Source organism: Ruegeria denitrificans, assembly GCF_001458295.1.
GTDB lineage: Bacteria > Pseudomonadota > Alphaproteobacteria > Rhodobacterales > Rhodobacteraceae > Ruegeria > Ruegeria denitrificans.
In genome coordinates, this window is record NZ_CYUD01000025.1 from 1 (window position 1) to 20,146 (window position 20,146).

General features: G+C 53.8%; 18 protein-coding genes and 1 pseudogene. 12 read left to right on the top strand and 7 right to left on the bottom strand.

The annotated features are described in order from the left end of the window. Positions 1–112: 112 nt before the first annotated feature. Entirely contained in the window at positions 113–1,435 is a 1,323-nt protein-coding gene (locus RUE5091_RS21805; RefSeq protein ID WP_131726365.1) for a tetratricopeptide repeat protein, read from the bottom strand. A 184-nt stretch (positions 1,436–1,619) separates the two neighbouring features. Between RUE5091_RS21805 and RUE5091_RS21810 the strand changes: the two genes are divergently transcribed. The 3 genes from RUE5091_RS21810 (at position 1,620) to RUE5091_RS21820 (ending at position 4,532) form a co-directional block, all read left to right on the top strand. After that, entirely contained in the window at positions 1,620–1,835 is a 216-nt protein-coding gene (locus tag RUE5091_RS21810; RefSeq protein WP_131726366.1) for a hypothetical protein, read from the top strand. Positions 1,836–1,941: 106 nt separating this feature from the next. Further along, the gene (locus RUE5091_RS21815; RefSeq protein WP_058284062.1) at positions 1,942–3,636 is read left to right on the top strand and encodes a sulfatase-like hydrolase/transferase; all 1,695 of its coding nucleotides are present in this window, start codon (positions 1,942–1,944) and stop codon (positions 3,634–3,636) included. An 80-nt stretch (positions 3,637–3,716) separates the two neighbouring features. Continuing rightward, positions 3,717–4,532: a hypothetical protein gene (locus RUE5091_RS21820; RefSeq protein ID WP_058284063.1), complete on the top strand. Its 816-nt coding sequence runs from the start codon at positions 3,717–3,719 to the stop codon at positions 4,530–4,532. A 312-nt stretch (positions 4,533–4,844) separates the two neighbouring features. Here the strand turns inward: RUE5091_RS21820 and RUE5091_RS21825 are convergent, their stop codons facing one another. Further along, positions 4,845–5,732: a LysR family transcriptional regulator gene (locus RUE5091_RS21825; RefSeq protein ID WP_082643781.1), complete on the bottom strand. Its 888-nt coding sequence runs from the start codon at positions 5,730–5,732 to the stop codon at positions 4,845–4,847. Between the two features lie 105 nt (positions 5,733–5,837). Here RUE5091_RS21825 and RUE5091_RS21830 point away from each other — a divergent pair, with 105 nt between their 5' ends. The 6 genes from RUE5091_RS21830 (at position 5,838) to RUE5091_RS21855 (ending at position 13,149) form a co-directional block, all read left to right on the top strand. Further along, the gene (locus RUE5091_RS21830; RefSeq protein WP_058284065.1) at positions 5,838–6,443 is read left to right on the top strand and encodes a cytochrome P460 family protein; all 606 of its coding nucleotides are present in this window, start codon (positions 5,838–5,840) and stop codon (positions 6,441–6,443) included. A 78-nt stretch (positions 6,444–6,521) separates the two neighbouring features. Continuing rightward, positions 6,522–7,019, top strand: a complete 498-nt coding sequence (locus RUE5091_RS21835) for a cytochrome P460 family protein (protein WP_243470854.1) — start codon at positions 6,522–6,524, stop codon at positions 7,017–7,019. A 202-nt stretch (positions 7,020–7,221) separates the two neighbouring features. Next, on the top strand, positions 7,222–8,445 hold the full coding sequence (gene hemA / locus RUE5091_RS21840; RefSeq protein WP_058284082.1) for a 5-aminolevulinate synthase: 1,224 nt from the start codon (positions 7,222–7,224) through the stop codon (positions 8,443–8,445). 50 nt (positions 8,446–8,495) lie between these two features. Then, the gene (locus RUE5091_RS21845; RefSeq protein ID WP_058284067.1) at positions 8,496–10,004 is read left to right on the top strand and encodes an FMN-binding glutamate synthase family protein; all 1,509 of its coding nucleotides are present in this window, start codon (positions 8,496–8,498) and stop codon (positions 10,002–10,004) included. Positions 10,005–10,090: 86 nt separating this feature from the next. After that, on the top strand, positions 10,091–11,764 hold the full coding sequence (locus RUE5091_RS21850) for an acetolactate synthase large subunit (protein WP_058284068.1): 1,674 nt from the start codon (positions 10,091–10,093) through the stop codon (positions 11,762–11,764). Next, positions 11,761–13,149, top strand: coding sequence for an aldehyde dehydrogenase family protein (locus RUE5091_RS21855; protein ID WP_058284069.1), 1,389 nt, complete (start codon positions 11,761–11,763; stop codon positions 13,147–13,149). The genes RUE5091_RS21850 and RUE5091_RS21855 overlap by 4 nt, the downstream gene beginning before the upstream one ends. An 85-nt stretch (positions 13,150–13,234) precedes the next feature. Here RUE5091_RS21855 and RUE5091_RS21860 read toward each other — a convergent pair. Together RUE5091_RS21860 and htpX are read right to left on the bottom strand one after the other, a co-directional pair. Beyond that, positions 13,235–13,941: pseudogene (locus RUE5091_RS21860) on the bottom strand (IS6 family transposase). A gap of 71 nt (positions 13,942–14,012) precedes the next feature. Continuing rightward, entirely contained in the window at positions 14,013–14,918 is a 906-nt protein-coding gene (gene htpX, locus RUE5091_RS21865; RefSeq protein ID WP_058284083.1) for a zinc metalloprotease HtpX, read from the bottom strand. A gap of 276 nt (positions 14,919–15,194) precedes the next feature. On the opposite strand from htpX, the gene RUE5091_RS21870 reads away from it, so the two are divergent. Then, the gene (locus RUE5091_RS21870) at positions 15,195–15,614 is read left to right on the top strand and encodes a hypothetical protein (protein WP_058284070.1); all 420 of its coding nucleotides are present in this window, start codon (positions 15,195–15,197) and stop codon (positions 15,612–15,614) included. A 97-nt stretch (positions 15,615–15,711) separates the two neighbouring features. Here RUE5091_RS21870 and RUE5091_RS23365 read toward each other — a convergent pair whose 3' ends face one another. Continuing rightward, positions 15,712–15,867: a hypothetical protein gene (locus tag RUE5091_RS23365; protein ID WP_165590824.1), complete on the bottom strand. Its 156-nt coding sequence runs from the start codon at positions 15,865–15,867 to the stop codon at positions 15,712–15,714. A gap of 277 nt (positions 15,868–16,144) precedes the next feature. Here RUE5091_RS23365 and RUE5091_RS21880 point away from each other — a divergent pair, with 277 nt between their 5' ends. Next, positions 16,145–17,089 (top strand): murein L,D-transpeptidase catalytic domain family protein, encoded by a 945-nt coding sequence (locus RUE5091_RS21880; protein ID WP_058284072.1) that lies wholly within the window; start codon positions 16,145–16,147, stop codon positions 17,087–17,089. A 168-nt stretch (positions 17,090–17,257) separates the two neighbouring features. Here RUE5091_RS21880 and RUE5091_RS21885 read toward each other — a convergent pair whose 3' ends face one another. Beyond that, the gene (locus RUE5091_RS21885; RefSeq protein ID WP_058284073.1) at positions 17,258–17,965 is read right to left on the bottom strand and encodes an IS6 family transposase; all 708 of its coding nucleotides are present in this window, start codon (positions 17,963–17,965) and stop codon (positions 17,258–17,260) included. Between RUE5091_RS21885 and RUE5091_RS21890 the strand changes: the two genes are divergently transcribed. Next, positions 17,916–18,563 carry an amidohydrolase family protein gene (locus RUE5091_RS21890; RefSeq protein WP_243470855.1) on the top strand — a complete coding sequence of 216 codons (648 nt, stop codon included), beginning with the start codon at positions 17,916–17,918 and terminating at the stop codon, positions 18,561–18,563. The two genes, RUE5091_RS21885 and RUE5091_RS21890, sit on opposite strands and share 50 nt — an antisense overlap. 350 nt (positions 18,564–18,913) lie before the next feature. Here the strand turns inward: RUE5091_RS21890 and RUE5091_RS21895 are convergent, their stop codons facing one another. Beyond that, on the bottom strand, positions 18,914–20,143 hold the full coding sequence (locus RUE5091_RS21895; RefSeq protein WP_058284074.1) for an L-rhamnose isomerase: 1,230 nt from the start codon (positions 20,141–20,143) through the stop codon (positions 18,914–18,916). Between the last annotated feature and the right edge of the window lie 3 nt (positions 20,144–20,146).

Sequence of the window (20,146 nt, forward strand, 5' to 3'; positions counted from 1 at the left end):
AAAGACCGCGAATATCACCAGAAAACACTTGCAATGCAGGAGCCACCCACAGAGGCCATTTGTCCAACCCTTACTTTCTGCTCCGCGGCTACGGCTTCTCTGAGCCTAAAGCTCACCTTTGAGGTATGGTACTTAAGTGATCAGTTAGGGCGCGAACCTGCTCTGGATTCACATAAAGGCGATCCAAAAGAGCAATAGTGTCAATTGTCGGCCAGTTTTGCTTCAAGTCTGTCTCCAAGGCTAAGGCCTCTGCTTGATTTCCGAGCGCCGCATTCGCTGCTGCGAGGTAGATCAAAGTGGGAGCCGAAATCGGGTCTCCGGCGCGGGTGGCGGCATTGAGAGCGTCGATGGCTTGCTCGTATTTTCCTGCGTGAAAGCTAGCAGCGCCATAGATACTCTTGTTTGCAAATCGTCCTAAGCCCGAAGTCCGCGGACGGTCGCTCGTCGACGCGGCGAGTGCTGCGTCAAAGTCGCCAGTCGCAAGCATGACCATTGCATAGAAATCTAGTACGTTGCCGTCCTTAGGGGCGAGATCCAAGGCAATGTCTGCGTGCTCCATGGCTCGCTTTGTATCTCCTTCGGCAAGGTCAACCCAGGACAGTGCCGATTGCGTCCATGAGTTGGCAGGAGATAGAACTTCGGCTTGGTTGGCCAAATGGCGCGCCTCCTTTAGCAGAGCAGAACGCTCAGGACCGTCTGGCGCAAAAATCGCAAAAGCAGCCAAACACTGGGATGCACCTGCATATCCGCCAAAGTAGGATTCGTCCTTCTCGATTGCATGACGGAACATCGCCAAAGCTAATTCAACCTGTGCCCGCTCAATCATGGGAAAAATCAGATTTCGCGCCTGATCTGAGAGCGTCACCGCTTGAAGGCTAGACGGCGACTTCGCCAGATGTGCGCGCCTTTCTGCCTCTAGCGTGGGATCATTTGAGGTCTCGAATTGTCCGGAAACGTCGGTCGTGGTTTCTCCCATAGAACTGATTGTGATCCCCAAGCCTAAACCGACACCAAGCGCCACGAAGATGCTTACGGCAATCTGAATCGCCCTGTTTTTCAATCTGCTATAGGGTTGCAAATCTGTCGCAACGCCCTCAGTCTGTGTGTCCGCGGAATACTTGAGTTCGAAACGAGGTACATACCCGCCGGGATCGATATGAATATGGATTGGGTCGTCTCTTCCCGGGCCGGCAAAATACTGTGCAAGCCGGCGCCTGAGACGTCCAGCGTCAACCCGAACGATGTTATGGCTGTCACCGTTTTGATCCGGAGGTCTGCCGTAGACATCCTCGGCGATTGCTTTGGCGAGCGGCTTTCGTGTGGGATCAAGAAGGTTCTGTTCTACGATGTAGTCCAGCAATTCAGAGAGCCGACTCGCGCCTGAGAAAAGCTCGCTGGACTTTACACGATTGAGCTCTTCACGAACTTCTTCCAACTCCAATTGCCCCGACCAAAGCGGGTGCTTGTTGGCTGTAGTTTCCCTAGGACCCATCCCAGCAGACTACTGATAAACGGTCAAATTGAAAGGATTTTCACCCCTTTCTCACCGTGTGAAACTCCCACTGGCTTCAGCGGTAGGTAATGTGATCTTAGCGGGAGATAAAGGGTTCGACAGGCACATGCGAGTATTCGAGAAGCATTTTGGTGGACTTGCAGAAAAAATTCAGAAGCGCCGAAAAACGGACGCTGAGCTTGACGAGATTTGCAGAGATTTCGAACTTTTGATGACGAGCCAGCAATGCGAATTCGCTCAACAGGATGTCTGGAACGATGCCTTCAATAGTAGCCTTGCAGGGTTGAAGAAGGAAATTTTGGCAAAGCTCGAACCCGACTGAACAGAGCGGGGTCAATTGGAACAACAGACAAGAGAGTTTGGAACGCCCGGGTGATTTTCGTGCGCCGCGGACACCGTTTCACAATGCAACAAAAAGAGGAGCAAAAATGCGAAGTCTAAATCAATTACTAGTGCCGGTTTTCGGAGTCGCACTTGTCTTGTCGACATCCATAGCTCAGGCTCAAGAAGGTTCGATTATTCGAGACGCCGAGTATCGAATTCTGGAGCGCCAGCACGGTGATCGCTGGGCAACTGAAGACAAAGACATCGACGTCAAGCTGGCGGAGTTCCGAGAAAAAAACGGCGGAAACCCCCCAAACATTCTATACATTCTGCTGGATGACATAGGGTTTGGCGAAGTCGGAATGCCAGATCTCGACGTGGTACGTGGATACTCGACACCAAACATCACGGACTTCGCAGACCAAGGTATGTCCATGATGCGGATGTATACCGAACCGTCTTGCACACCCACTCGCGTCGCCATGTTGACCGGGCGACACCCGGTCCGGACCGGTTTCGATGAGGCCAAAGCGGTGCCTGAGGGCGAGGGTTTGGCGGACCGCGAAGTAACCTTGGCCGAAGTGCTGAGCGAAAATGGCTACGCAACGGCTCATATCGGCAAGTGGCACATGGGTGATATCGAGCAAAGCTATGCGATCAACCAAGGTTTCGATTATGCCGAACATCCGATTCACCAACAGGCGCAACTTGCCTTGATGAATTCGACGGCTTTGAACGAAGGACATGTTGATGGTGTCGATCTGCGGCTTCGTTCAACTGATCTGATGCTGGATGACACATTCCGCATCGACCCTTACGCAATGGTCTATGGAACCGTCGGTGAAAAAGGTGGAGCAATACGCGAGGTCCACATGGAGCCGGGACAGAAGTTCTCGCAGGACGATTATGTCGCCATGGGGCAGCGCTACAAGCAGAGCACTCTAGATCAACTGGAAAAGCTTGCCAAAGGCGACAAGCCGTTCTTCTTGCAGTACTGGCCGTTGTTCCCGATCAGCTTTACCAGGACTGATATCGAACAGGCCCAAACTCTAAACGGTGGACCGGTCGCAGAAGCTATCGTTAAGGTCGATGGTTACATCGGTGAAATCCTGACCCGGATCGAGGAACTTGGAATAGCAGATAATACGATCATCGTGATCATGGGAGATAATGGCCCGTTCATGGAGTTCGTCGACAAGAGCGGCCAGTCCGACCGGATCTATCGCGGCGGCAAGACCGAGCATCTGGAAGGTGGCGTTCGTGTTAATGCCTTTGTCCGCTGGCCCGGGATGATTGAGGAAGGGACACGTGTTAAAGATATCACCCACGTTTCTGATCTTTTCAGCACCTTTGCGCGACTGGGCGACGGCGAGGCGAGCATCCCACGCGACCGGATTATCGACGGGGTTGATCAAACCGCGCTTTGGCTTCTCGGGGAAACGCATGGGCGTCGAGATTATGTATTTGTCTACGAAGGTTTTGTGCTGAGATCTCTGGTCAAGCAGCAATACAAGATGCATTTGCCACCTCCGGGCGGAAATCCCATCCTCGCTGCCATGTATGACCTATACAAGAACCCGCGTGAGGATCGGCCGCAGGACTCCATTCGTATTGGAGTAGGTTTCGGTGCCAATTTCAGTCTGATGGCCCAACGCCATCTTGCCATGAAAGAACTTTATCCTGACATGCCTCCCGGGCATGGGCCACTATATGGCGGAATTGAAAACCTTCGACCTGAAACAAAGGAACTCGTGGACAACATCCTGTTTGCTCAAGGTCTCACTGGAAAGTCGGACTAAACGGCCCCCGATCAAGTGTCCTGACCGGCGCAGTCCGGTCAGGACAATTTAGAACTTGCGCGATTGAAGGACCGAATGTGATGCAACTTGCTTTCTTTTTCTCATCGAAAACCCTGGCTCTTATCGCTGCTGCTTTCGGCATAATGTTACCCTCGGTCACGAAGGCCGAACCCGTAGCTCTCTCAATTTCTGAAGACTGGCGACATGGCGTGACTGTCTACGGTTTTCTTCCGCAATCGCTAACGGGGACGTCGACTATTGCAAATACCAGCGTTGATCTTGATTTGGATCTTAAAGACGCGCTGGAACTCTTAGACTTCGGTATCTCGGCACAATACGAAGGTTGGACGGGGAATTGGGGTTTCATAGTCGACGCAAACTACGCAAAGCTAGGGACCGAACAATCCATCCCACTTCCGGCCGGGAACATTGACGTTGACCTCGATGTTAAGCAATCGTGGATCGGATTTTTGGGCGGTTACAAAGTTGCAAATGGGGTTTATGGCAAGAACGATCACCGGTATTCCGTCGATCTTCAAGCTGGGCTTCGCTACAACGAACTGAAGCAGGAGGCTGACGTTTCCACTATGGGGCCTAGCGTTACCCTTGGCGGGACTGAAACATGGACCGAGGTGGTTGTTGGCGCTCGTGGCACGTGGGAGCTCTCGGACCGTTGGTTCTTGGTTGCTGCGGCTGACGCAGGCCTTGGTGGCGAAAATGTCAACTCCCACTGGCGTGTTTCGCTGGGCTTCGCCTATCAAGCTTGGGAAAATACCTCTATTCGTTTCGGATGGCGGCACTACGAAATCGATTATGAGACGGAACGGTCCGATGGGACATTCGCCTATGACGTCATGCAAACAGGACCACTGGTTGGTGTAACCTTCTCTTTCTGATTACGAGCGTGTCGTAGAGGAAAAACCAAGTCCTTGTGATTGTCATTCGTGGTCTTCGTTCATTGGTAAGGTCGAACTTGCGTTCTGTGGCTGCTTTGTCTGCAGAGCAGACATTCCTGCTAGCGCGGCGATTGACTACTTCGAGCCCAAATTTCCGTATGCTGCGGTGTGGATAAATAACCGCCTTGGTTTGTTGGAGGAGCTGCGCTACTGCAGATGCAATGTAATCAAACGCCATGCCAACATATGCCTGCTTTGGGCAGGGAGAGTTGTATTTCGGTGCTGTCGGTTAGACTATACGAAAGCGTTCACTTACTCCGATGCAATGGTCCAATTAAACGATTTGACGTGTTTAATCAGCGCTTGAACAGGGAGCTGGTCTTCGCGACCAGCAGGGATTGTCAAATAAACCGATCTGAGTAGTTTCTGATCCTGCAAAATCACTGATTTCAGGCCAGCTGAACTGGCAGAACTTTCCGGCATGATCGAGATACCGTGATCCTGCGCAAGCAATGACTTTATCCAGTCTTCCCGCTCACTGCTGGCCACTACACTTAGGCTCACATCGTTCTTGTCAATCATCGACAGGATCATATCGCGAAACTCGCATCGCAACCTGTCGATATAGGGGAATTCGGCTATCATCTTCAGGGGAATCGACTCGCGTTGAGCTAGACGATTTTGTGAACCGCAGGACATTACCATGCGCTCCTGAAACAATTCATGCGTGCGCAACCGCGGAACAGCTTCGACAGGACTGCCAAGGATCGCGACATCGACCATGCCATTCAAAAGCGCCTCTTGAATCGTTGCGGCGGTGAAGTCCAGCAACTCGATGGACAGGTTCGGGTGGTCTTGCTGAAACTGTGCCAAACAGCGACCGACTTTGCCTGGATCTATTGTGCACATGATCGCGATACGGATACACGGGGTTTCGGTCTTCACAATTCGCGATGCAAGCTGTCCAGCTCGATTTGCCGCGTCCTCCACTTCCTGAAGAGAGTTGCGCATGCGTTCACCCAGGCGGGTCAAGTGCGTCAACCTCCCTTCTCTTCGGATTAGAGATCCGCCAAACTCCGTTTCAAGCTGTTGGATGGCTTTACTCAATGCAGGCTGCGAGATCTTCAATTCTCTCGCAGCCTGAGAAAAATTGAGTGTACGGGCGACGGTAAGAAAATATCGAATGCGACGAAGATCCATAGTGTCTTGTACCTCAGGGAGGTGGGTGGGCCGGTTATACAAACTATAACCAAAATATAAAATTTGGGGCACTAGATTTGAGGTCAGCCAAAAGGAGACCTCTCGATGAAGCTAACACATTACGCCACTGCCACAGGAATTGTCGCATTTGTTTTGGCGGGTGCAGTTCTAGCTCAATCCTCAGCAGAAACTATTACCGAAGCAGTCTTTAATGACGACGGGTCAATCAATGTTCCCACCGATTATCGTCGCTGGGTTTTCATCGGCTCGCCACTGACCCCCAATGCCCTGAATGACGGCGAGGCACCTTTTCCAGAGTTTCACAATGTCTATGTCGAGCCTTCGGCCTTTGACCACTTTGCCAAAACCGGTGAATGGGCGAATGGTACGCAGATTGCCAAAGAATTGGTGATGATCCGCGAAGGCGACAATTGCACAGAAGAAGATGGCGCCTGTTTCGAAGTGTCTGGCAACGGGTACTTTCAGGGTGAATTCGTCGGTCTTGAACTGACGGTCAAAGATACGGAACGGTTCAGCAGCGAACCGGGCGGCTGGGTCTACTACAGTTTTGGGCACGAAGGTGAACCATATGCTGAAACAGCGCAGGCCTTCCCGGCAGAATCCTGCAACGCCTGCCATGAATCCAATGCAGATACTGATTTCGTATTTACCCAGTTCTACCCGGTGCTTCGTGCCCTTCAGGGAAATTGAAAAGTGATGCGTCTATTGGGTTGCCTCGCTCTGATAGGCCCAATCGGAGCGCTTCCCGGGTCGGCACAGGAGTTTTCTGTGTCGACCCAAGGGGTCGTTGGATCAAATGGCAACATCCACATGCCCAGGGGCGAGTTTCGTACCAGTTGGCCAATGCTGGGTAGCTGGACCATTCTGGACGAAGGCGAAGCCACCGGACAGCACGTTGTTTATACGCAGCCGGGCGTGATTGAATATTATCTGGAACGCGGGTCGTTCCCCGACGGTGCGGTTTTGATCAAGGAACTGCTAGAGAGCAAAACCGATGAGTACACCACTGGTACCGCAGCCTATGCGACCGAGACTACGGGCTGGTTTGTCATGGTGAAAGACGAGCACGACCGGTTTGACGGAAATGACCTTTGGGGCGACGGCTGGGGTTGGGCTTACTTCGATGTGGAAGATCGTGAAACGACCACGACCGAAGACTACAAATTCGAATGCAAGACTTGCCATGTGCCCGCCCGGGAAACGGACTGGATTTATACCGAAGCTTACCCAGTGCTGAGCGCGGAGAAGTCGCACCAGATTGATTGAGCAACCTGTGCCCCCACTCACCCTGAGGTAACAAAGCGGGGATTGGTTTAACCCGATCCAATCCCCGCTGCCGACGGGATGAACATGCTGTGCCTGTATCAACTTTGCGGATTTCAAGTGTATCTGAGCGTCCAATCGGAGTATCCGAATGAAGTGTTTTTCAAACCCGCAACGCCCGCCGAGATTGGCAGCACAGGCATCGGTGGATTATACTGATCACCTCGATACAGCGATTGCCAGGCTGCATGACGAAGGACGTTACCGGACCTTTATTGATATCGAACGCCGCAATGGGCACTTTCCGCATGCGGTTCGGACCCGTCCGGATGGATCGCAGCAGAATATCACCGTCTGGTGCGGCAACGACTATCTGGGCATGGGGCAGCACCCCGAGGTGCTGAAAGCCATGCATGACGCGGTTGATGCGGCTGGCGCAGGGTCGGGCGGAACCCGCAATATCTCGGGCACCACGGTCTATCACAAGCGCCTTGAGGCTGAGCTGGCTGATCTGCATGGCAAGGAGGCAGCGCTGCTGTTCACCAGTGCCTATATCGCCAACGACGCGACGCTGAGCACCTTGCCCAAACTGTTCCCCGGCCTGATCATCTATTCCGACGCGCTGAACCACGCCTCGATGATCGAAGGTGTGCGTCGCAATGGTGGCGCCAAGCGTATCTTTCGCCACAACGATGTGGACCATCTGCGTGAGCTGCTGGAGGCGGACGATCCCGCCGCGCCCAAGCTGATCGCCTTTGAATCGGTCTATTCGATGGACGGCGATTTCGGCCCCATCGAAGAGATTTGCGATCTGGCCGGTGAATTCGGCGCGCTGACCTATATCGACGAGGTACACGCGGTAGGCATGTACGGCCCGCGCGGTGGTGGCGTGACCGAGCGTGACCGGCTGGTACATCGCATCGACATCATCAACGGCACGCTAGCCAAGGCGTACGGTGTCATGGGTGGCTATATCGCTGCCAGTGCCAAGATGTGTGACGCCGTGCGTTCCTATGCACCTGGCTTCATCTTCACCACGTCGTTGCCGCCTGCGGTTGCAGCTGGTGCGGCGGCTTCGGTCGCCTATCTCAAGCGCACGCCGGAACTGCGCGAGCAGCACCAGACACAGGCAAAAATCCTAAAGCTGCGGCTGAAGGGGATGGGCTTGCCGCTGATCGACCATGGCAGCCATATCGTTCCGGTCATCGTCGGCAACCCGGTGCATACCAAAAAGCTCAGCGACATACTGCTGGACGATCATGGCATTTATGTCCAGCCGATCAATTTCCCAACCGTCCCGCGCGGCACCGAGCGGCTGCGATTTACCCCGTCGCCCGTACATGGTTCATCAGATTTTGATCACCTTGTGACTGGATTAGACGCTCTTTGGACCCAATGTGAATTGAACCGTGAACAGCGGGCCGGATGACACGTCGCTGTCCAGTCCGCATGCCACGCCACTTGCAGGAGCAATAGAGAATGTCTGACGTAACCAGTGTGGTCCTGAACATCCTGGAATTCTTATCTTATGCCTTTATCTTTGCCATTGGCATCGCGGTATTGTGGGTCGTGGTGATCTACTTTCGCGACAAGACCCAAACCGAAAGCACGTTGCGGCGCAATTATCCTGTCGTCGCTAGATTTCGATATTTTTTTGAGCATATGGGAGAGTTCTTTCGGCAGTACTTCTTTGCCCAAGACCGTGAAGAAATGCCATTCAACCGTGCCGAACGATCTTGGGTCTATCGGGCTGCCAAAAACGTGGATTCCACCGTGGCCTTTGGGTCGTCGCGTGATCTGCGGCCAACCGGCACGGTTTATTTCGTCAATTGCCCGTTTCCCACATTGGAGCAGGACGCCGAAGACCCCTCGTCGGTAACGGTCGGGCCATTTGCGCGAAGCCCCTATACGACCGCCTCTGTCTTCAACATTTCAGGCATGAGCTATGGTGCAATTTCGGTTCCGGCCGTGCGTGCCCTGTCCGAAGGAGCGAAAAAGGCCGGGATCTGGATCAACACAGGCGAAGGGGGCTTGTCGCCTTATCATCTGGAAAGCGGAGCAGATATAGTATTTCAGATAGGGACCGGCAAATTCGGTGTTCGCAAACCAGAAGGCGGGTTTGACGAGGACAAGCTACGCACAGTAGCGAGGCATGATGCCGTGAAGATGTTTGAAATTAAGTTAAGCCAGGGCGCGAAACCCGGCAAGGGTGGCATACTTCCCGGTGCGAAGGTCACCGAAGACATTGCTGCCATTCGCGGACTTGAAGTCGGTCAGGACGCAATCAGCCCCAACCGACACCCTGAGATCAACAATGTGGGCGATCTGTTGGACATGATCGACTACGTGCGCAACGTCACAGGCAAGCCGACCGGCTTCAAGGCGGTGATTGGGGCATACGGATTTTTCGAAAGCCTGTGTGAGGAAATTCTGAAGCGTGGACCAGAAAGCGCTCCGGATTTCATTACCATTGACAGTGCCGATGGCGGGACTGGCGCTGCTCCCATGAGTTTGATTGACAACATGGGTATGCCGTTGCGCGAGAGCCTGCCGCTGACAGTTGATATGTTGAAGAAATACGGCTTGCGCGACCGGGTGAAAATCTGCGCCAGCGGCAAGATGATCAACCCGTCCGAAGTGGCCTGGGCATTTTGCGCAGGGGCGGACTTTGTAAACTCGGCACGGGGTTTCATGTTCGCGCTGGGATGTATTCAGGCGTTGCAGTGCAACAAAAACACCTGTCCGACAGGGATCACAACCCATGACCCCAAGCTGCAGTTTGGCCTTGATCCGGCCAGCAAGTCCGAGCGCGTCGCAAGCTATGCCAGGAACATGAAAAAAGAGGTTGGCATCATTGCCCATAGTTGTGGCGTCGCCGAACCCCGGTTGCTGAAACGATATCATGCACGCATCGTTCTGGATAACGGGCGTTCGGTTTCTATGGACGATCTGTATCAGGAACCGACACCGGTATCGGCGGCAGAATAATCCTTTCAAAATCAATGGAACAAGGTAGCCGGTGCTGCCTGCGGGCTGGTCGTGTAAGATTAACCCGCACAAATGCAGGAGAACGCATGTCAGATTCACAAATCAGCACATCATCCCACACCAAAGCCTCAGACTTGTTGGTCGCTGCGCTGGAAGCTGAAGGCGTCGAGTATATCTTTGCCGTTCCCGGTGAAGAAAACCTGGATGTTCTCGAGTCTCTCAGAACATCCTCGATCGAACTGGTTTTGACACGGCACGAACAGGGGGCTGCCTTCATGGCGGCCACATATGGCCGCCTGACCGGAAAAGCAGGTGTCTGCATGGCAACACTTGGACCGGGTGCTACAAACTTCGCCACACCCGCTGCCTATGCGCATCTCGGTGGAATGCCCCTGATAATGATCACGGGGCAAAAGCCAATCAAGAAATCAAAGCAAGGTCAGTTCCAGATAATTGATGTGGTGGGCTTGTTTGCACCAATCTGCAAGATGTCCAAGCAGATCGTCCACGGCAATACCATCCCGTCGCTGATCCGCGAGGCATTTCGCGTGGCACAGGAAGAACGCCCCGGCGCAGTGCTACTGGAACTGCCCGAGGATATCGCGGCCGAGGACACGGACGAATGCGTTCTGCAACCCCATCTACGCCACTATGCCGTGGCTGGCGATACTGTCCTGAACGAAGCGGCCGAGATGATCCGGTCTGCAAAAATGCCGCTGTTGTTGCTGGGCGCAGGCGCCAACCGTAAACACGCACGCAGTGCGCTTAGCCAATTTGTGAAGGACACGCAAATCCCCTTTTTCAACACCCAGATGGGCAAGGGCGTGGTGGATGAGCGTTCCGATCTTTTCCTTGGAACCGCGGCCCTGTCGGACGGGGATTACCTGCATTGCGCCATCGACCGGTCCGATCTGATCATCAACGTCGGGCATGACGTTGTCGAAAAACCGCCCTTTTTTATGGAGGAAGGCGGCACCAAAGTTATCCACGTGAACTACAAGGCCGCGCAAGTCGATCAGGTCTATTTTCCCCAAGTCGAAGTTGTGGGGGATCTGACGCAATCCATCGCCAGGCTCGGGCACATTCTGGGTGGGCCGTTGGAATTTGACCGCAGCTATTTCCACCGTATCAAAGAGGAAACGGACCTGCACACATCGGCAGGTTCCGACGATGCCCGTTTTCCCGTCATCCCGCAGCGCTTTGTGGCTGATACCCGCAAAGTCATGGGGGATTGCGATATCATCGCGCTGGACAATGGGATCTATAAAATATGGTACGCGAGAAACTACAAAGCCTATCAGCCAAACACTGTGCTTTTAGACAACGCTCTTGCAACCATGGGAGCCGGATTGCCGTCAGCCATGATGGCGGCAAAGCTTAACCCAGATCGTCGGGTGATGGCGATCTGCGGTGATGGCGGTTTCATGATGAACAGTCAGGAAATTGAAACGGCGGTGCGGCTCGGGCTCAATTTGGTGGTGACCGTGTTGAACGACAGTTCGTATGGCATGATCCGCTGGAAGCAGTCGCACGCGGGATTTGATGACTGGGGATTGGAGTTCAACAACCCCGATTTTGTTCAGTATGCCAACAGTTACGGTGCAACCGGTCATCGCATCGAACGTACGGAAGATCTGGTGCCGGTCTTTGAGCGGGCATTCGCAGCAGGCGGAGTTCATCTTGTCGATCTTCCTGTTGACTACAGCGAAAATCAGCGTGTGCTGATTGATGAACTGGCAGCGAAGGCGTGCCTGATATGAGCGAAATCACCCTGGACGTTGTTAACCCCTTCACTCTGAAACGCATTGGCACGGTTGGGCTCTGTTCAGACAGTGAGATCGACGCCATGCTTGGGGTGGCTCATGACCTTTACCGCAATCGTAAGAGCTGGTTACCGGCGTTCAGAAGGATAGAAATCCTCAAGACTACCGCTCAGCTTATGACCGCACGGCATGAAGAGCTTGCCCTGCTTATTGCAAGTGAGGGCGGTAAGCCACTGGTTGATGCGCGCGTAGAAGTGACACGGGCCATCGACGGCGTTGAATTGTGCGTCCATGAGATCGGTCAGATGACAGGCAAAGAGATTCCCATGGAACTGACCGCAGCCGGGTCAGGTCGGATAGCATTCACACAACGTGAGCCGATTGGGGTTGTGGTTGCAGCAAGCGCTTTCAACCACCCGCTTAACCTGATCGTCCATCAGGTTGCCCCTGCCGTGGCCGCCGGGTGCCCCGTACTTGTAAAACCTGCCCTGGACACCCCCTTGTCCTGCCGGGCGTTCGTCGACATTCTTCGCCAGGCCGGGCTACCCAAAGACTGGTGCCGTTTCGCGGCATGTCAAAACAATGTGGCCGAGAAAATGATCACTGACCCGAGGGTCGGGTTTTTCTCATTTATAGGGTCGGCGAAGGTGGGCTGGATGCTGCGGTCCAAGCTTGCCCCTGGAACACGATGCGCCTTGGAGCATGGCGGCGCAGCACCTGTTATTGTTGATGACAGTGCTGGTATCGACGCAATGATCCCGTTGCTGACCAAAGGAGGCTTTTATCACTCCGGTCAAGTTTGTGTTTCCGTTCAACGGGTCTTTGCCCCAGCAAAAATTGCCGCTGAAGTTGCACAGAAGCTAGCTGATGCGGCCAGCGGGCTGAGAGTTGGCGATGCCACGGACGCCAATGTGGATTGCGGTCCCCTGATCCGGCCCGCCGAAGTCGATCGGGTCGAACAATGGGTGGATGAAGCTGTTCAGTCGGGTGCGTCAGTGCTTACCGGTGGGAAACCCTTGGGACAGACAACCTATGCTCCGACAGTTCTGCTAAACCCGCCTCAGGATGCCCGCGTGTCAACAGCGGAGATTTTTGGCCCAGTCGTTTGCGTCTACGGTTATGACGATATTGAAACCGCATATCAGGCTGCGAACAGTTTGCCTTATGCGTTTCAGGCATCCGTCTTTACCAAGACGCTCGACGTTGCGATGCAAGCCATTCAGCATTTGGACGCAACAGCGGTTATGGTCAATGATCACACCGCATTCAGGGTAGACTGGATGCCCTTTGCCGGGCGTCGCCAGTCGGGCTACAATACCGGTGGTATCGGTTACACCATACATGACATGACTCAGGACAAGATGGCCGTAATCAAGATCTGAGGTAATGGGGCCGGTGTTGTGCCCGGCAAATGGGTGCTGTCAGACGAATTCGAACCAGTCTCTAATAGGCCAGTGACGCTGTCCTTTATCCAGCACCAAGTTCGCGCCACTCGGCAAGAGCGGCGCTTCGTGTCAACTTGAAGGTGTCCCGGCTGGTGAGCGATCTTTCCTGGTTGAAGTGGTTATAGACCGAGGAATGGACGGAGGCGAATTTCTGCAAACTTCGCATGCGCCTGAAACATTGCATCGCGCGTTCGCGTCGTCGAAATGGCAGGTGCGAGTTCTCGACGCGGTTGTTGAGCCACCTTCCCGTCTGTTGTTTTTAGAGCGCGCCCAGCTTCTGAGCGCGGCTTTGTATGAGGCGAAGCGATCCGTGACGACGTTTTCCGCTTTACCGTGTCGCTTCATCAATTTCCTGAGGAATTTCAACGCGGCCTGCTTGTTTCGGCGTTTGGTGACGACTGCTTCCAGCACTTCGCCCTCATGATCTACAGCCCGCCAGAGGTAGTGCCTCTTGCCATTCACCTTCACGAAAAACTCGCCTACATGCCACTTCCATTTGGAGAACGCGCGCAACTGCTGAATACGCTTCCGTCTGATCTCAGCAGCAAACATCGGGCCAAACCTGTTCCACCAATATCGGATAGTTTCGTGGCTCACGTCGATCCCGCGTTCGTGCAGCAGATCTTCGACATTCCGAAGCGAGAGCGGAAATCGGATGTACAACATCACCGCAAGGCGGATGATCTCGGGACTGGTTTTAAAGTATTTGAAAGAAGCAGGTCTGGTCATGGGCAAAAGCTACGCAACCACCCTGCCCCGCTCAAGCAAAGTTAATCTGACAAGACCCCTGCATGCGACCTTCACCCCCAAGGGCCAGTCCCGGATGATGGTTTTCTGCTACGAGTATAGCTGCTTTCGTCGGCGGGGTTAGACTGTTGGGCTAGCATTCGCAAAGCAGCTATCCGATTTGCCGTCGACGGGTGAGTTGAAAACAGCTTGTCACGTGAGTGCGCATGAAGTGGATTGATGATGAACATATGTGCGGTCGCCGGGTTTCGCTCTGCAGCGTCGTTGTCGATGCTTGCAGCTCCTTGCTGAATACGTTCGAGGGCAGATGCCAATGCCAGAGGTTGACCGCAAATCTCAGCGCCGACGCGATCGGCGGCGTATTCTCTTGTCCGACTAATTGCCATTTGGACCAAACCCGCAGCCAATGGCGCCAAGATCATCAGCGCAATGGTCCCTACTAGTCCAACGGCGCTATCCCGTCTTCCACCAAAGAACAGTGCGAAGTTTGCTAGCATCGTAATTGCACCCGCGAACGTGGCAGTTACGGTCATAATCGCAGTGTCATGGTTCTTGATATGTGCGAGTTCGTGCGCGACAACGCCCGCCATTTCATCCCTTGTGAGGGTCTGTAGCAACCCCGTAGTGACGGCAACGGCAGCATTGTTGGGATTACGCCCAGTAGCAAATGCATTAGGCTGGGGTGTTTCTATCAAATACACAGCGGGCTTTGGCATGCCTGCGTTTTTTGCAAGATCCCCGACCATTTGAGACAACCCCGCATGGTCACCAGATGAAACTTGCCTTGCGTTGTGCATGCGAAGGACCATTTTGTCTGAGTTCCACCAGGTAAACAGGTTCATGCCTGCTGCCAGCACCAATGCGAACAGCATGCCGACCGCTCCGGCCAGAAGGTATCCCAATCCCATGAACAAGGCCGTCATTGCGGCCATCAATAATGCAGTCTTCGTATAACCCATTCGAAGCAGACCTCTACGCGGCTCATACATGATGTGTGATCAATATGTTCATGTTGCAATGATTGTCGCCCCGATCTGCAGCAATCGGGGTTATTACGCTGAGTAAATGGCGATTTCCCTTCGAACTAAAATAGAGATAAATCATTTAAATTCAATAATATGAACCTGAACCCTCACTAAGAAGCGTGCTGCAATGTGTGAACAATCTTACTTTCAAGCAGTTGGGTTTCTGACAGTATAGACCTGTGTGTTTCAACGAGTGTTGTTGGTTAGAAGATGTATTTCACCAAATTCGAAGAACCGTTTTGCGCGATCGATGACATCCGCAAAGATGAGTTTGCCCGGAAATATCCGTTGCTGGACAATAGATCTGTTCATGCGCAGTGGAAGAAAGGTTCCTGGCAAATCACGCGAATAGGTGAGATCTGGAAGAGGACCGGAAAGGTTTTCTCTGTTCCATATGAAGGCATCGACGCGTACCCATCTTTTCAGTTCGCAGAAGACGGAACTCCGCTTCCCTTGATGGAAACTGTGTTAAAAGCGCTGCCGGCCGATATGACGCCCTGGCAACGAGCTTTTTGGATGACCTCCCCTCAGGCTGAACTTGGAGGAGGCTATCCCGCGAACTCCATTCAAACTGACGATAACCGTGTGGTCGACGTGGCAAGTGAATTCGGTGAAGATTTCCTCAACTAAATGAGGTCCCAACAAGGAAATTCGACTACGGGTGGGATTTCTTACCGATCTATTGCCGTCCATAGCAACAGAGCCACAATGCATTTCGAACAAAACTTCAGATTGGCCAACCTATCCAAGCCAGCGCCATGTTGGGCTTGAGCAAAATGACCTCGTCTCCGTGTTGAATTTGAAGAGAGTGCAACTGCGGAAGACTGCTTACCGCATCATTCAGCGCCACCGTTTGTCCCCGCGCATTGTGCGGATCAGCCATTGCGGTTACCAACAGAGACTTTCGGCGAGTAATCATGGCATTCACTTGGAAGTCGATCTCCGAGTGTCCAGACACCTATGCATCGTCGCAGCACTTTTGTTCAAGATGAACGAAAAGCCCCTCGAAATGCAAAATGGGATTTGAGGCAACAGGAAGCTTTGTTTGTACACTTGGCTGGCACCCGATTGCATAGGAATTGTGGTAGACTGGCCCCGAGGACATTCTAGCAGGAGATCTCCCGGTGCTACCGAATTCACTCCGTCTCACACTCTCCGTCATGACAATTGCCATCGCGGCAGGCGCACTGCCCGACCGGGTTGAAGCGATATCACAAGATGTCCCAGCGTGGTTACAAAAGCACGTGGGTACGGGTGACGGGCAAATCGCCCCGATCGTTTTGAAAAGGGCGCGAGCGCTTTACAAAGAGAAAGTACGTCGAGGCGAGGTAAGGAACCCCTGCTATCTTGCCAAAGATGCAACCCGCCCAAGTACCACAAGAAACGGCAATCCCGGCAAGCGGTTTTACGTCATCTGCGAGTCGCAAAAGTCCTTCCGAGCAGTCTCGTCCGGCTACGGCAATGGTCGAAAACTCAAGCGTGCCAATTTCTCGAATGGTCGGCAATGCGCGAAGAACTTCAGCAATGCAGAAGGATCGAAACTGACCGCCGGCGGTGCCTATGTGACGGCTGAAACCCGCACGTCATTCAAAGGCTATTACAGTCAATCCGGCAAAACGCAGCCGTTCTACCGCACGTTCCTTTTATTTGATGGTCAAGGAGAAACGAGCAATGCTCGGGAGCGCGCCATCGGCGGCCATCCAGCCGTTTTCCTAAAGTGGCAATGCAGGTTCAAAAACCCACAAAGCACACATGCAGACAATGACGGCTTTGTCCCCTACGGAAGGCTTGTGAACTACACGGGTGGTCGCAGCAATGGTTGTACAACCTGGTCACAGTCCGCCTCTAAAGAAATCCTGGCGCTTGTAGAAGGAAACCCGACGACCCTCTACATCTACCCAGAATCGAAAGACATCAAAGCTGTCGCCAAGGCGGTACAAAAAGGAAAATCACTAACGCGAGCAGAAGTTTACTGGAACGCAGCTTGCCTACAAGCAATCGGCGCACCAAAGTTTTGGCCCAAAAGCAGCCTCCAACCGATCATAAACAGTTGGAGAGCTTCCTTGCCCAAACAACCGCCACTGGAATTGCCGATCTGCAAGTAGAATAAACTACGCAGGCGAACCTAAGCGCGCTGCACTCACGCGTTTTTGCTTCGGTCTTAACGAAAACGTATGCGTGTATTTGTCAAACGTCCTCTTGGGGACGGGTAGCCGAATGGGTGCTGTCAGACGAATTCGAACCAGTCTCAGTTTGCCGCAGAAACCACGAACCTATCCGGAACAAAGTTGACGCCACTCGGCGAGAGCGGCGGTGCGTGTCTGCTTGAAGGAGTCTCGGCTGGCTAGCGATCTTTCCTGGTTGAAGTGGTTGTATACGGAGGAATGGACGGCGGCGAATTTCTGTAGACTTCGTATGCGCCTGAAACGCTGCATCGCGCGTTCGCGTCGTCGGAAAGGAAGGTGTGAATTCTCGACGCGGTTGTTGAGCCACCTGCCCGTCTGCTGTTTTTCTGTAGCACCAAGCTCTCTGAGCGCGGCCCGATATGACGCGAAGCGATCCGTGATGACGGTTTCCGCTTTGCCGTGTCGCTTCATCAATTTCCTGAGGAATTTCAATGCTGCCTGCTTGCTTCGGCGTTTGGTGACTACGGTTTCCAGCACCTCGCCTTCGTGATCCACAGCCCGCCAAAGATAATGCCGCTTGCCATTCACCTTCACAAAAACCTCATCCACGTGCCACTTCCAATTGGAATATGCTCTCAATTGCTGAACACGCTTTCTTCGGATCTCAGCAGCAAACATCGGGCCAAACCTGTTCCACCAATATCGGACAGTTTCGTGGCTCACCTCAATTCCCCTGTCGTGCAACAGGTCTTCGACATTCCGAAGCGAGAGCGGGAAACGGATATACAGCATCACCGCAAGGCGAATGATCTCGGGACTGGTTTTGAAGTACTTAAAAGAGGCAGGTCTGGTCATGGACAAAAGCTACGCAGCCGCCCTGCCCCGCTCAAGCAAAGTTCTTCTGACAAGACCGATTGCTGCGACCGAAGCTGCAATTGCCGAACATGGTCCGGCAACGAACAGGCCCGTTCTCATTCATGGGCAGTTTCTGCGCGAAGATCAGGTAGATGCCATAAATCGTCTTGGACTATTCCCGTCGCTCTTTCCTATGCACACCTTTTACTGGGGCGACTGGCACCGAGAACGCACCGTAGGGCCCGTGAATGCGGATAATATTTCGCCTACTGGTCGGGTCCGCCAGCGTGGAATGATTTTTGGAACGCACCACGATGCACCGGTTGCATTTCCCGACAGCATGCGGGTCTTAGATGCGACCGTGACGCGGCGCACGCGCTCCGGCGATATTCTTGGTGCGCACCAACGTGTGGACGTAATGACCGCTTTGAAGGCGATGACCATCTGGCCGGCATGGCAACACTTCGAGGAAGACAGGAAAGGCTCAATTGAGGTTGGGAAGCTGGCTGATTTTGTATTGTTGTCAGGTGATCCCACTGCGATTGATCCTGAGGAATTGGACACACTTCGAGTGATGGCGACAATCAAGGAAAACTAGGTGATATATGAAGCAGCGAATGGTGAAGACCAAGGCCAAGTGCTCCCTGGCATGTATCGAGACTTTTTCCCTTCGGGCGATCACCCCCACGGAGGTCATGTTTTTCTCGAGTTAGCAATTGCGGGAACTCAGGCCATGGCTGAATAGTGGCTTCATTAGGCTAAAAACGGATTGACCGCTTCGGGCTCCAAGCGGTCGCTCGCTACGCAGCGCATCAACAACCGCTGCGCGGACAAAGCCGCCGCTCAATGGTCACCGGCGCGACGCCCGCTTTCTTTCGAATGCAATCTTAGCGTTCTTTCCAACATAGATTGTCCAGACGGAGACTTTCCACAAAATTGGGCCGAGCCTCAGCGACCCGCTACAGTGGCCTGATAAGCGTCAAGCTCAGTGATCAGCTCAGTACCTGTAGGCGCGCCGTTTCTGGCGCAAAATTCAGACCACACCGCTCCGTAGGGTAGGTCCTTCAGTTCCTCTGTCACAACAAACCGGCTTGTGAAATCCAGCGCGTCCTCCGCTGCTCGCAAGCGATCCCAGGGCTTCAGAAGCGCCTGCAGAAGCGCCTTTTGCATGTTGCGCGTGCCGATCACCCAAGCGGCCGTGCGGCTGATCGTGGCGTCGAAGAAATCAAGCCCGATATGGGTCTTGCCCAACAGGTCGCCACTGACCAGTTCATGCGCCATCGCCAGGATGTCATCGTTCAGCATGATCACATGGTCGCTGTCCCAACGCATAGGGCGCGACACGTGCAGCAGAAGCTCATCCAGAGACAGGGCCACGGCGCTCAGTTTGTCGGCGATATTCTCGGTCGGGTGGAAGTGCCCCATGTCGAGGCACAGCAGTGTCTTGTTGCGGATCGCGTAGCCCATGTAGAACTCATGGCTGCCCACCGTGCAGGCCTCGACCCCGATGCCAAAAAGCTTGGATTCGACCGCATCCAGCATATCCGATTTCGCCTCGGCCAGCATGGTGTCGAGCGAGGCCTCAAGCCGGGCCCGCGCCGCCATACGGTCGATAGGAAGATCCTTGAACCCATCTGGAACCCAAATGTTGTTGATGCAAGGTGAACCAAGCGCGGCTCCCATCTGCGCCGCAATGTCCCGCGTGCGTTTCCCATGTTCGATCCAAAAATCCCTGATGCCCTTGTCGGGGTGCGCCAACGTCAGGTTGTCGTCGGCCTTTTTATGGGCAAAGAAGGTCGGGTTGAAATCCAGCCCGATGCCGGTGCCCCTGGCCCAGTCGACCCATGGCGCGAAATGGCGGTACTCGATCTCATCCCGGTCCGGGGTATCGTCTGTGTCCATGTACATCGCGTGCAGGTTCAACCGATGTGACCCGGGAATTTTTGCATAGGCAAACTCAAGATCCGCCCGCAGTTCGTCGGGATTGCGGGCTCGGCCCGGATGGTTTCCGGTTGCCTGAATGCCCCCGCCCGAGGTGCCGGTCTGGTTTTCGAACCCGACCACATCATCGCCTTGCCAACAGTGAATGGAAATCGGGATGTCCTTCAGAGCCTTGATCGCAGCGTCAGTGTCGACGCCCCAATCAGCGAATTGCGCTTTGGCGCTCTCATAACTCATGGA